At 59.7% G+C, this 13,053-nt stretch carries 10 protein-coding genes and 1 pseudogene; 7 read left to right on the top strand and 4 right to left on the bottom strand.

Going from position 1 to position 13,053, the window contains the following annotated elements; all coding sequences use genetic code 11:
• The first annotated feature begins 689 nt into the window (after positions 1–689).
• Positions 690–1,070 carry a M15 family metallopeptidase gene (locus QUE68_RS24040; RefSeq protein ID WP_284228791.1) on the top strand — a complete coding sequence of 127 codons (381 nt, stop codon included), beginning with the start codon at positions 690–692 and terminating at the stop codon, positions 1,068–1,070.
• A 474-nt stretch (positions 1,071–1,544) separates the two neighbouring features.
• On the opposite strand, the gene QUE68_RS24035 is transcribed toward QUE68_RS24040, so the two are convergent.
• Positions 1,545–2,063: an arsenate reductase/protein-tyrosine-phosphatase family protein gene (locus QUE68_RS24035; protein WP_284228789.1), complete on the bottom strand. Its 519-nt coding sequence runs from the start codon at positions 2,061–2,063 to the stop codon at positions 1,545–1,547.
• A gap of 517 nt (positions 2,064–2,580) precedes the next feature.
• Here QUE68_RS24035 and QUE68_RS24030 point away from each other — a divergent pair.
• The 5 genes from QUE68_RS24030 to QUE68_RS24010 all read left to right on the top strand — a co-directional run bounded on the left by QUE68_RS24030 (position 2,581) and on the right by QUE68_RS24010 (position 7,380).
• Entirely contained in the window at positions 2,581–3,552 is a 972-nt protein-coding gene (locus tag QUE68_RS24030) for a hypothetical protein (RefSeq protein WP_284228786.1), read from the top strand.
• Positions 3,495–3,881 carry a hypothetical protein gene (locus tag QUE68_RS24025; protein WP_284228785.1) on the top strand — a complete coding sequence of 129 codons (387 nt, stop codon included), beginning with the start codon at positions 3,495–3,497 and terminating at the stop codon, positions 3,879–3,881. Before QUE68_RS24030 ends, QUE68_RS24025 begins: the two co-directional genes overlap by 58 nt.
• Positions 3,882–4,202: 321 nt before the next feature.
• Positions 4,203–5,345: a DUF1972 domain-containing protein gene (locus QUE68_RS24020; RefSeq protein ID WP_286274558.1), complete on the top strand. Its 1,143-nt coding sequence runs from the start codon at positions 4,203–4,205 to the stop codon at positions 5,343–5,345.
• A 27-nt stretch (positions 5,346–5,372) separates the two neighbouring features.
• Positions 5,373–6,512, top strand: coding sequence for a Gfo/Idh/MocA family protein (locus QUE68_RS24015; protein WP_284228782.1), 1,140 nt, complete (start codon positions 5,373–5,375; stop codon positions 6,510–6,512).
• Position 6,513: 1 nt separating this feature from the next.
• Positions 6,514–7,380 carry a hypothetical protein gene (locus QUE68_RS24010; RefSeq protein ID WP_284228780.1) on the top strand — a complete coding sequence of 289 codons (867 nt, stop codon included), beginning with the start codon at positions 6,514–6,516 and terminating at the stop codon, positions 7,378–7,380.
• Positions 7,381–7,479: 99 nt separating this feature from the next.
• Here QUE68_RS24010 and QUE68_RS24005 read toward each other — a convergent pair whose 3' ends face one another.
• The 3 genes and pseudogenes from QUE68_RS24005 to QUE68_RS23990 all read right to left on the bottom strand — a co-directional run.
• A complete protein-coding gene (locus QUE68_RS24005) occupies positions 7,480–8,235 on the bottom strand; it encodes an SGNH hydrolase domain-containing protein (protein WP_284228779.1) in 756 nt (251 codons plus the stop codon).
• A 461-nt stretch (positions 8,236–8,696) separates the two neighbouring features.
• On the bottom strand, positions 8,697–10,703 hold the full coding sequence (locus QUE68_RS24000) for an acyltransferase family protein (RefSeq protein WP_286274557.1): 2,007 nt from the start codon (positions 10,701–10,703) through the stop codon (positions 8,697–8,699).
• A 589-nt stretch (positions 10,704–11,292) separates the two neighbouring features.
• Positions 11,293–11,767: pseudogene (locus QUE68_RS23990) on the bottom strand (helix-turn-helix domain-containing protein); the annotation flags it as partial.
• A 204-nt stretch (positions 11,768–11,971) separates the two neighbouring features.
• On the opposite strand from QUE68_RS23990, the gene QUE68_RS23985 reads away from it, so the two are divergent.
• Positions 11,972–13,048: a class I SAM-dependent methyltransferase gene (locus QUE68_RS23985; RefSeq protein WP_284228777.1), complete on the top strand. Its 1,077-nt coding sequence runs from the start codon at positions 11,972–11,974 to the stop codon at positions 13,046–13,048.
• The last annotated feature ends 5 nt before the right edge of the window (positions 13,049–13,053 follow it).

Here is a 13,053-nt window from a genome sequence, read left to right as displayed (position 1 = left end):
ACACCGGCCCATTTCCGACGACCCTAGCTGGCTGGCAGGCCCACCCACCGAATCGAGCTGAAATCTCATGACGTGTATTCCCCCTGAGGCAGCTCTGTTTGCGAAGTTGGACGATACCCCAACGTTAAGGGCGCACATGGCGCCACGAGCGGTACTACTGAGGCTCGGATCGAACTCTGAGCAGCAGCCCGTCCCCGGATGATTTCCGGGATTCTCGTTGCAGCATCCGGATCGGTTGCAATGGCTAGCCGCTGAGTGAAGGTTTCGACGGGCCGCATTCGTCGTAAGCCGCTCACGTTTGTCGGTTCCGGGCGCGAACCAAGACCGCCAAGGCCCGCAGATCGCGTGCAGCGGGAGTTGCCCCTCGGTCCACAAAGGATCGATGCCTTACAGCCTGCCTCCGCAAGTAAATGTCGGTACCCCTGGGTCACCTCGTCAGCGCCTCGGGGCGGTCTTCGATGGAGGCAAACTCCTGGAACGCCAACCGCCACCGCCCCACCTGAACCCATCGAAGCACCCTGAATGGAGATCGCCTGAAAGGACCGCACGAACGCATCGATGATTCTGTTCATGCGGTAGGTCCGGCTCAGCCTGCCGGGACCACCTTCGTCCCGAAGAGGTCTGGATGATCCGAGCCCGTCACCTGTTAACCGCCTGCGTCGTCATCGCGGTGCAGTTGGCCCGATGCGGTGATCGACCTGAGGTGCGCGACGGCCGACAACTTCGTGGGCGTTCCTCTGTATCAGGCGGGGCACGGTGCCTGGTGCACCAGTCGATGGCTGGCGCTGGCCGTGGCTGCCAATCAGCTACGCGCGCAGGGGCATGCGTTAGTGTTCTGGGATTGCTACCGCCCGCACGACGTGCAGGTGCGGATGTCCGCTGAGGTGCCGAATCCGAATTGGGTGGCGCATCCGAGCGATTTCGCCCGCAGTCACGAGGCGGGCCGGTCGGTCGACGTGACCATCGCCGACGGTTACTACGGGTGGCTGCTCGACATGGGCACCGGGTTCGAGAACTTCACCCCGAAGAGCCTGGCCTACGCCACCGACGGGGTCACCGCCGAGCAGTAGGCCAACCGCGCGTTGCTGCGGACGGCGATGGAGACCGGTGGGCTGCCGTGTATCCGGGGGAGTGGTAGCACTTCCACGGACCGGGCGCGAGGATCCGCGGCCGATTATGGACGTGCCGGTGAACTGAGCTCCTGCAGGCGTCAGCTGGCGATCTGCTCGCCGCTGCCGAGGCACGGGTGCGACAGATGTGCGAACGGAAAGCCGCAGGTCTCGCAGGCACCGTCAGTGCGGATGGTGGCGACACCGGCTTGTGTCCGGCGTGAATCCAGGCGACCCACGCATTTCCGTGTAGCGCCAATAGGCCGTTGATCGTGACTTCCCCCGAACTTCATCGGGCCAGCTCCCCTAGCCCGATGTTTACACATTAGCCCTCAGCAACGTCTCTGTGAACCGGGGGCAACCCTGGAGTTTCGGGAGGGGTGCCCTGTCGGCGTTGGGGCGCAACGGCGCTGGTCAAAGTATTGGCGTTTGCGATCAAAGGGACTGACAAACATCGAAGACGGGTGGAAGCAGGTGGGCAATCTGCTCGCCAATTTCAGCAAATACCTCTGTTGATTGCCCGATGGGGTCGGGGATGTCCAAGAGCGCGTCAGCTGTGACCAGGGAGCGGCGGGCCGCGAGTTCGGCGACGGTTCGCGCACCGCGTTCGGCGATCAGCCGGGAGGCCTCCGTCAGGGTGAACGTTCGATGCAGCCGGTGAGGTGCCAGCTCCAAAACCGCGTCGCGGTGGGCTCTGGTCATCGTCAGGATGAAATCAGCGGCCGACGCGATCTTCGCCGTGAGCTGGCGTGCGGCGAAGTTGGCGGTGTCTCCGCCCAAACGCTCGAGGACCGGTGCAGCTTCAGGGTGAATCGGGTGTCCGATCACGGCGTGAACTCCTGCACTGGACGCTTGAATGCCATGGAGCCCGTTTGCAGGGGCCAGCGCGACGAGGAGTCGCTCGGCAGTTGGCGACCGGCAGATGTTTCCGGTGCAAACGAACAGGACGTGCATTGGAACTCCTCGTTTGACACTGAACGGGGTGCTGCCCAGACCAGCGCCTGGACCGAGGTCAGTATCGGTGGTGCGGTTCGGCGCAGTGCAGTGGGTCTCGATTCGGCGCGCCGCAAGCGATTGGCTCCGTTGTGCGACAAGCGAAAGATCTACTCACCACCATCTACGTTGATGGTCGCGATGCGACCTCTTCCATGTCGTTGTCGCAAGTCAGTTTCCAAAACTTCAAGACGACGCACCTTTAGGCAACGGTGGACTCCGTGCACGAAGCGGCGGAGATGTCCACAGATCTAGCGCATTCGGTGGTAAGCGGGCAATCAGCCGTGATTGCTGTCGGGCCGTATCCTTGCTGCGGTGGTACCGACCAAATTGGGTCCTGTGATGTGTAGTCCGCACTAGTGGGGAGTAACAGGCGGTGGAAATGCCTTTCGCGCGCCGCGTCGTTCTTCGCGGGGCGGCTCGGGGAGTTGCAGTAGGCACGGCAGCCTTGCTCGGTCTTTGGCCGAGAACGACGGAGGTGACATCCTCCTCACTCGAGATCGACCTTCCCGCCGCGATCCCGGCCCTTCCCACCTACCACGTCTCCAATGGAGGCGACGACAATAATGACGGTCTCTCGCCTGGCGCGGCCTGGGCAACCATTCAGAAGGCCAACGACGCCCTGCCAGGCGACGGATCCTGTCTTCTTTTTCGAAGAGATGACACCTTTTACGGTGAGCTCAACCTTCCCTTCGGCTGCGAGGTAGGGGCTTACGGCGAAGGCGCCCGGCCGATCCTGACCATGTTCAAGTTGTTGACACGCGCGGACGGTTGGGCAGAAGAATCACCCGGGATTTGGAAGATCGATCTCGGGTCGCCGGATACACATCTCGGCTACACCGCAAGTACTGACGCCAATATTGGCTTTCTCCAGGTGAACGATGTGGTTCAACCGGCACTGAAATTCGATATGTCAGAGTTGAGCGCAACCTGGGACTTCTACTGCGACATCCCGAACAGCACACTCTTTGTGAAGTCTCCCGATAATCCTGGCCTGGTGTCCGGTGGCATCAAGGCCCCGCCGAAGGGGAATGCGTTCGGAGCTAGCGGGACAATCATCTATTGCCAAAGCGGGAAAAACGAGATCCACGACGTCCACATCACGGGGACGGGGGCATGCGGCATTCGCGGCAAGGGTTCTGATGTTCATGTGCACGAGTGTCTGATCGACTACATCGGCGGATCGTGGTTGGCGGGTCAGTATGAAGCCAACACGCGATACGGGAACGGTATTGAACACTGGCCCAATGTGAGTCGATGGACGATCGAGAAGAACGAAATAGCTCAAGTTACGACGTCGCTTGGAGCCCGCAAGGTCGTGTTGCGAAAGGCGGCACGGTGTACTGGGAAGACATGGTTGTCCGCAACAACCATATTCATGACTGTGCGCAAATGTTCGAGCTTTGGTCGCAGAATGGCAATCCAGATTCACCGGGTTTCGTGCGAATAGTCGTTGAGGGAAATATCTGCGAACGTGCTGGAGGGGGAGTTTTCTCGGATGTGCGTCCCGACCAGAATGTCAGAGTCGATCTGCTAAGTTACAAACTACAGACTCATGTGGACATAACGATTCAGAACAACACCTTCGACGGCGCCCATACGGCTTACAGCTACCACGAATACGAGCCCCCCGCCGGTTACGTCACCCGCAACAACACGATCCGCTTGAAAGCGGGCACCAAAATCCAGTTTCAACGTGACGAAACGGTGGAGGGAGCCGTCGCGTGGCAAGCTGCGACTGGTCGCGAAGTGGGCTCGAACTTCATCGTCGTTCCGTAGCTGCCCTGGTGCTGGTCGCGAAGTGCGCTCCGCGTGAACTGGGGTTTTCAGGGTGGATGGCGGTCTTTGCCGGCTGACGGGTCGCCACTCGGTATAGCGTCGCGCAAGTACGACTGGGCGCCCAGTGCAGACATGGCCGCTAGCGACTAGGATTCGGCGTGGGGAAGGGCAGCGCGGTGTGTCGTGGGGGGAAGGCAATGGTTCGTATCGAGAGCGATGTCGTCAATCGGCTGGCGCATTGGACGCCCGATCCGACACGTGCTGCCGTGAAAACTCTTCGAGTATGCACAGCAAACCACGATGTCGTGGTGCGGTTGACCGGTGGTTGACGTGCTCCACGGCCGACCGACTGTTCGGATACTCGGAACTCACGGCGTGCCTGCAAACTACGGCGGTTTTGAGACCGCTGCTCAGAATGTGGCCCGTTACTTGGTCGATCACGGGTGGCGGGCAATCGTGTATTGCCAAACCGACCACGACGGCCCGGTCTACGAGGACGAGTGGAACGGCATCGAGCGAGTCAACATCTCTGTGCCGAACCTGGGTTGGCTCGGAACCGCAAAGTTCGACTGGCTCTCGATCGTCCACGCTGTTAGACATCGTGACGTCTGCCTAACGTTCGGTTACAACACCGGAATCTTCAACGTACTGCAGAGGCTGCACCGGGTTCCGAATGTCATCAATATGGACGGCATCGAGTGGTCGCGGAGGCGATGGGGACTATTCCGGCAGGCGGTCCTCTATGTCAACGAGCGCTTTGCAGCATTGTTCGGCAACGCGCTGATTGCCGACCACCCAGAGCTGAATACCTACCTCCGCACCCGCGCGCCGGCGCGCAAGATTACGACGATCACATACGGCGCGTACTCAATCGTCGATGCGCCCACCGAGCCTATCGAGCGCCTTGGCCTCAACCCAAACGCCTACCTGACGTTGATCGCACGCCCCATTCCCGAAAACTCAATCCTTGAGTTGGTTGAGGCATTTTCGGCAAAAAGGCGAGGCACGCGCCTGGCCGTGCTCGGTGCCTACGACGGTGCATCCGACTCATATCATCGTGCGGTTCTAGATGCAGCGAGCGACGAAGTCATCTTTCTAGGCGCAATCTACGATGCCGACACCGTGCAGGCGCTGCGCTACCACGCGCTCGGGTACCTGCATGGACACACGGTCGGTGGCACGAATCCGTCGCTGGTCGAGGCGTTGGCCGCCGGAAACCCGGTGATCGCGCATGACAACAAGTACAACAAGTGGGTTGCTGACGACGCGGGTCTCTACTTCAGCACACCCGCGGATGCCGAGAAGCGAATCGATGAGCTGCTCGACCAGCCTGATTTGGCAAAGAAATTGAGTTGCAACGCGCTCGCCAGATTCAACAGTGAGTTCACGTGGGATCACGTTGCTGGCCAGTACGAAGCGTTGCTGCGCAAGTGTCAGCGTCACTCCCAGCGGCGAGCGAGTTGAGGAGATTGGCGTATTTAGGGGGATGAAATGGTCAACGTCGGGATCATTGGGCTTGGGAAAATGGGGCTGTCGCATTTCTCAATCATCAACGCGCACAAGGATGTCAAGGTCGTAGGTGTCTGTGACGCGAGTGGATACGTGCTCGATATCCTCGGTAAGTACACGGGGGTGGACACGTATAACGATCTAGGCAGAATGCTTGAGTCGGGAAACGTGGAGGCGGCGGTGATATCGACGCCGTCGAAGTTTCATGCGCCGATGGTGCGGGAGTGCCTAGAACGGGGCATTCACGTTTTCTGCGAGAAGCCGTTCTGCTTGGACCCTGCCGACTCACTAGGTCTTGCTGCGCTGGCGCAAAAGAAGTCGCTTATCACCCAAGTTGGTTACCACAACCGGCATTTGGCAACGTTCGCCGAGGTGAAGCGACTTCTTGAGCTAGGTGCACTGGGCAGGGTCACGCACGTCCTCGCCGAGGCGTACGGACCTGTGGTGCTGAAGCCCAAGGGCAGCAGTTGGCGCAGCAAGAAGGCCGAAGGTGGAGGCGCGTTGTACGACTACGCGGCACACCCAGTCGATCTGATGACGTGGTACTTGGGTCGACCAGAGTCGGTGTCGGGCACAGTGCGTGGGCAGATCTTCTCCGCCGAGACCGAGGACGAGGTGTTCACGACACTGATGTGGCCCAGCGGCGCGAGCGGTCAACTCTCTGTCAGCTGGTCGGATGAGTCGCAGCGCAAAATGTCGACGCGAATGACGATTTGGGGTACCAACGGCAAGATTTCCGTTGATCGGCAAGAAATGCAGGTCTATCTGCGCGATGCAGCGTTAGCGCCCGACGATTACGCCAAGGGCTGGACGGTTCGGTATACAACTGAGTTGACCAAGGAGGTTGACTTCTACGTTCGAGGAGAGGAGTACTCCGCTCAGCTCGATACGTGGATCGAGAGGATCGCCAGCGGTGCGGTCTCAGGCCCTGCCGACTTTGCGGAGGCCAGCGTGACCGACGAGGTGCTCTACGCAATCCTCAACAGCTCCGACGGTGGGCTCCGCAGTCTCGATGTGTCCCAAAAGCTGGCCGATGACCATTCGGGGGAGAACAGCGGCTTCTGGGGCCGGCGAAAGGAACGACGTCGGCAACGTTCAGTGCGCACGGGGGGGGGCAGCTGACATGGACCGCCTCCTATTTGGCGACAACCAGTTCTTTGGCGTGAACCACATGTCAGAAGAAAAGGCACGGGCTCAGGCGATGCGCTTTCAATCGCTCGATGCGGTCATGTCCGTTCTGGACGCGGCGTACGGCGCTGGGGTTACGACCTTTATGTGCACTACTCACGACCGCATTGCAGACGTGGCCCAACGGATCCGTGCCGAGCCTGAACGCTACGCGGACCAGATGCTCATCCCGTGTATGCCCTACGCACACAAGTATGCGAATGCGATGTCTGAGGCGGGGATGTTTGGTGCCATCAAACAATTCCTGCCCGACGGGGGCTTCCTTGATGCGGCAATGCGGGGTGGCAAGTCGTTTGCTCGCAAGGATGTTGAGGGCATCATAACTCTGCTGGTGGATGCCGAGATGAAAATGTTTCACGGTCTCAAAACGCCAGTTGTGTTTCTGCAAAACGTGGTCGTCGATTTCCTATTGGGAATGGGCTTCATCGAGGCCTTCCGCATCTTCGCCGATCATGTGTCAAGTGAATACAACGCTGAGCCGGGGTTCATCACCATGAACATGCCGCGCTTGCTTGACGCCCTCGATACGGCCGGAATCGAGAACCCGATCGTCTGCTCCAGTATCAATAAGCTCGGCTTTCGTATGTCTGGCGGCATTGACGGCTACATCGATGCGCTGACCAACCGGCGGTTCCGTGCCGTGGCAATGTCGGTATTCGCGTCAGGCGCGATCCCTGCTGACGAAGCGATCGAATGGGTCACCTCGCTACCCAACATCGAATCGATCGTGTTCGGCGCCTCGAGCCGAACCAACATCGACAGCACTGCTGAATTTATCCGGAAGCACTGGGCGGCTCAATGATTGCGGTCTTTTTCGTCGCGAGGCGTGCGCCTGACGCGTTGATGAGGCGCTGATCGATCAACGACCTGCAAAGTTCACGAGCAGGATGCCCATGTCCGCTCAGAACGCTCCCGCGGCCCGCAGTGATTCCTCAATGGCAGGGTAGATCTTTTCCCCATACGGCGGCGCCATGAACACGGCATCGCGCTTTGTGGGGGTAGATCCTACAAAGCTGGGGCACCTCTTGCCGTTGATGCAGAACCATTGTCGCGAGTCGATCCACAAACCGGCCAAAGATTTTGCGATTTCCTGTTCGATTACTGCCATCGATCTCCAAAATTTCGGCACCTGACTGACACAGTCCGCGGGTGTCTTAGCTAGATAGCATTCGCTGATTTCTACCCCCGCCGGCGGGGGCGACAGAAATACGAATTTCTTGACTCTGCTACGAATTGTTTCGGCGATCTTGAGCATTGAGTTGGACCAACGGCCAGTCGTCACGTTCTGGTCGGTTCCAGCGATGGTTCTCGTCCCATAGGACTGCGAGATGATCAATACGTCGGGGTGCCAGTGGTTGATTACGTCGATGACGTGTTTCTTCCTCGCTGGACAGGCGTCGAGGAGAGATTGGTCAATAGTAGCGATGAGGTCGTCGATGAAGCTGCAACCGCGCATCGCTTCAGTGTGAACTTGAATCTGTCCACCCGACTTCAGTGCAATCTCGCGGAGAGGGGCTGCGTAGGTCAACCCCACGGAGTCGGCTACCAGGACGATGTGCGTCTTGGCGGTGAACGGCCCCCAGGTGCACGCAAGTGCGTCTGGAAATTGGACTCCTACGCAGTCGGGCAGTGATGGACCCGCGATCACGGATTCCATCGGAGGCTCCAGAATTGGCCACTGAGTCGCCCTAGCGCAGCCTGTATCTCTTGGCTTAGCGCAGCCGCTAACGGAGCTGCGGTGGCGCCGGTACCTTGGTCTGCCGCGACCGAGTTTTGGTGATCCTGGTAGTCCGCGCTGGGGCGGGTGGCGGTGTAGGCCGAAACACCAATGATCAAGATGATCAGTACGACGACTGCCACGTATTTCGTGACCGAAGAGCGGTGGTGCGTGCGAAATTCACGGTGGCGTCTGGACAGTCGAGCCCACAAAGCCACCACCGCTAGCCCCCTGCTCATTGTCGCAATCCCCCGGAGATAGAGGAATTGTATCGACGGGGCCGATAATTCCGCCAATAGCAAGCTGGCAAGGCGCAGTCGCAAGGACACGGAAACAGTGCGTCATCACTGTGCTGCGTGCGCTCTAGGAATCCCGGACGGCTCCACGGCGTTTAGTAAAACTCAAGCCTGAGCAGGCAGCACTGCGGCTGCCCTCAACGACTCGGCGATCACCTGGTAAATCTTCTTGCCATATACGGGGGCGAAGTGGAACTCGTCGCACTTGGTTGCCGTCGTCCCCACAAAGCTTGGGCATAGCTGCTGATCACTGCAGAACCACGGACGCGAGTCGATCCACGTCCCGTCAATCGTGTCCGCGATCTGACGTTCGGCCGTCGCCATGTCCCGCCACTGCTCAGTCACCTCGCCGATGCAGTCCGCTGGGACGTTGGACCGCTTGCCGAAGCACTCTTTTGGGTTGACCTCGCCGGGCGGGCCAGACAGCAGGACGACGTTCCTGGTGCTGGGTCGGAACTGGTCGATGATGTCGCGCATCGACGTCAACCATTCGCCCTGTGTGAATTGCGTGCTGTCGACCTTCATGCCGAACCGGTACAGGTTCGAGATGATCACGATGTCAGGTTTAGTCGAGTTGATCGTGTCGACGGCGTTCCGCTTTCGTGCCTCGCACGTGGAACTGACGTTGCCTCGGTTGACCAGCTGATCGGTGAACGCGCACGACGCCATGGACATGTTAAGCAGCTGCAACTGCCCGCCGGAGTTGAGCACGATATCGCGGAGTGGGCCCGCGTAGGCGTGGCCTTCCGAGTCGCCGGCCAGGACGATCCGGATAGGTGCCGTCCGTTCGCCGTAGGTGCATTCGTTGACGTCGACGGTGGCGTTGTAGTTGTCACAGGGTCGGATAGCTGGATCGACCGTGGGGCTTTCGATGACCTGCTCCATGGAAGGGTCGAGTTCTGGCCAGCTGGTGGTGCGCAGCGCGGCGAGGATCGAGGGCGGGCCGCTGTATTCATACGCTTCCGGGCGCATTGCGTAAGCGCCAAGGCCGACAATCAGCAGCATGATCGACCCCAGCGTCGCGTACTGACTGGCCTTCTGCGGCCAGTACCGGCCCTTGCGTATCAGCTTGCGAGTGGTGCGAACCTTGTCCATCGTGATGCGCCGGAACGGGGTCTCCACCATGTGGTATGACGCCACGGACAGGCCGAACGACAAACCTATGACTGTGCCCCAGTAGTACGAGCTCACGTCCATCACTGACCCGACAAGAATGATGACCGGCCAGTGCACCAAGTACAGCGAGTAGGAGATGTCGCCGAGGTAACCGCTGACCGGGTTCCGGAGGAACGCTTGATATTTGGGTTCACGGCCCACCCCGGCCGCGATGACCAGCGCGGCACCGGCGACGGGCAGAATCGCCCACGGGGCCGGGAACCCGATGGGATCTTCGCTGATGAGAACCACGCTCGCACCAATCGCGGCGAGACCCACCCATGACAGCGCAGGTCTGACGACATCCGGTATCCGTGCCAGGCGGTCCACCGTGCACGCAAGCACGGCGCCGACACCGAGCTCCCAGACTCGAGCTGCTGTGTCGAAGTACGCCCACGCCGGTGACGACGCCGTCTCCGCCAGCGCCCACGCTAGCGACGCCGCCACGATGACGGACATCACCCCGCCAGCGATGGTCATCCGCCGAGCGTGCGACCAGGACTTGCGGATCACGAGGACACTGACCAGAAAGATCAGCGCGGGCCACACGAAGTAGAACTGCTCCTCGATCGACAGCGACCAGTAGTGCTGAAGCGGTGAGACAGCATCTGACGCGACGTGAAAGTAGTCGGTGTCCTTGAACCCGAACCACCAGTTCGACAGGAACACGAACGCCCACAGGGCATCGATGTTCACTTCGCGGGCACGGAACGGCAGGAACACCAACGCCGACGCTACGCAGGTAAGGGCGAGGACCACTGTCGCGGCGGGGACGATTCGCCGAATCCGATTGCCGTAGAACCCCCAGAACGAGACCGTTCCGGTGTCCTCCGCGGTGCGCATCAAGTTGCCGGTGATGAGGAAGCCGGAGATTACGAAGAACACATCAACACCGATGAATCCACCGCTGGGCCAGCCCCATAAGTGGCTTGCGAACACGGTGAGCACCGCGACCATCCGCAACCCCTGGATGTCGAGTCGCTGATGGTTCCGTGCGGCATGACGGCGCCGGCGCCGAGATTTCCTTCGATACCAGTCCAGCATGCCAAGCCCCCTTGAACCGCCGACGTGGGCGGACCCCCCGGGGATCGTACATACGCCATCAGGTAACACGCCATCCGACCGATAGAGCGGCCATAGGCTGCTACCCAGGCGTTCACCGACTGGCCGGTGCTGCAACTGGTGTTCTGCTGTTGATCGGACGGCGGTCATTGGCGTCGGTTCGCCCTACGAATCACCCCAGGTATCGCGCCGTTAACTTCTGGGTTAGGAAGGATGACGGTCTGCTGAATCGGCAACTCCGCCGATGGCCCAACCGGGTTTGGGTGACTGACTTCACGTACGTTCGCACCTGGGCGGGGTGGGTGTACGTGGTGTTCATCGCCGACGTCGAGTTCGCGACAGCTTCCTGGGTCGACTAGTACAACTGCAGCAGGCCGCATTTCAGCATCGGACTTGCCCCGCCCAACGAATACGAGTCGCTCTACGGTGCCGTCAACCCCAAGGCACAGCGCACCATGGAGGCGGCACAAGACCTCGGGTGATTCACCGTCGCCAGGAACAGCCGATCCTTAAATGGTTTCCACGAATCCTGTTTGTGCGGAGCAATTCCGAATGCCCGCCATAGCCCGCGACACCATCGACTGCGAGAGCCCCAGATGATCGGCCATCGACCGCGTCGACCAGTGTCTCGCATCCTTGGATGCGGTCTCCAACGTCGCCACGATCAGCGACTCGATCCGATCAACGCCCACAACCCGCGGGCGGCCCGGCCGCAGCCCGCCGACCAGCCCGTCGAGTCGTAACTCGGAGACCCGGTTGCCCCAGCGCCGCACCGTTCCGATCGAGAGCTCCAACAGGTCGGCGAGTTCGGTGTTGGACCCACCACCATCAGCCGCGAACACGATTCACGCCCGCATCGCCGGCCCGGCTGCACTCGTTCGCCGTCGCGCCCACCCCTCCAACTCGGCGCGCTCATCAGCGGTCAACACGATCTCAACGGCATGTGGAGTAGGCGCAATCCAGTTGTATCACTACACCGGAAGTAACGACTCAGGACACTAGACGGTCGTGGCGAGCGCCCGAACTTGTTCATGCGAACCGCGGAGCTGGCCCACGCGCAGAGGGGCTCGCCGCGCTAATCTGTGCTTGGGGTGGTTATCGGGGTGATGCTGGCGGACCTTTAGATTGCTCTACGCCGTATCTAATTGAGGGGAGGATTGTGAATGTTAGACCGCAAGGGCGATCGTCGGAAATATGGATCTTCTCTGCGCAATCTAGCTCAACCCCATGCTAAACACCCCTTGTTCGCTGGCTGCAATTTAGACAAGGAAATATCTGCCGATGAAATCAAGTCGCTCAACCGTCGTCGATGTGGTGGAATTGGTTCCGTCGTGAACGCCGGGGGCGGGCAATTCCCGGAGATCACCGACGAAATCGTAGATCGTTACCGCGAAAACTACGCGCTCTCGTCTGGCATCGCGGTCACCAAAGAGATGGTTCAGCAGCACGTGGACCTCGAATATTCCTTAAAAAATGTGCTGATCAGCTCATCGCCAGAAGAGCGATCTGATGTCTGGGCCGAAAGTTATGACCGTCTATATCGCGAGTTACCGTGGCTGGCGGAGACGTCGTCGATTGAAAACCGTAGCCCGGACCTCCAGTTCGGTCAGTTTCTGAGACTTATTCCGCTCGGTGCGCAAGTTATAGAGATAGGGTCAGGCCCTGGTTTTTTGGCAAGGTATCTGACCGAGAATGGTCGCCCTTGCGTCGCGACCGAAATTACCGCCGAGCGCGGAGCGCGAGAAGATGGCGAGATGGTCTGGCACCTGACAGATGGGATTCACCTGGATTCTTTTGAACCGCAATCCAGCTACGATTTCGTGCTATCGACGCAGGTGATCGAGCATTTTCACCCAGACGACGTCCAACGTCACTTCGAAGGTGCGTTCGCTCTCGCCAAGCCGGGTGGGAGCTATATCTTCACGACGCCGCACCTCTTTCTTGGCCCCGCTGACCTCTCCAGAGTATTGAAACTCGATAGAGCGCACTTTATGCACTTGAAGGAATATACTCACAGAGAGCTCGGTGAGAATGCCCGACGAGCTGGCTTCAGTCGCATCTACGCCGTCTATGTCCCGCCCGCCGTTGTTCGCAAACGTCTCCCGTTCGTGCTCCGATCGCGGTTGCTTTATGTATTTCTAAGTCAACTGGAACGCCTTTTCGCGAAAGCTCGGCCTCCGCGTATTGCGCTGAGGGCTTTGATGTTTCATGGCGACGTGTTCATCATGGCGACTAAGTAAGGGCA

Source organism: Mycolicibacterium sp. TUM20985 (genome assembly GCF_030295745.1).
Lineage (GTDB): Bacteria > Actinomycetota > Actinomycetes > Mycobacteriales > Mycobacteriaceae > Mycobacterium.
The sequence above is the reverse complement of the archived record's forward strand: the minus strand, read 5'-3'. Positions and strand labels throughout refer to the sequence as shown.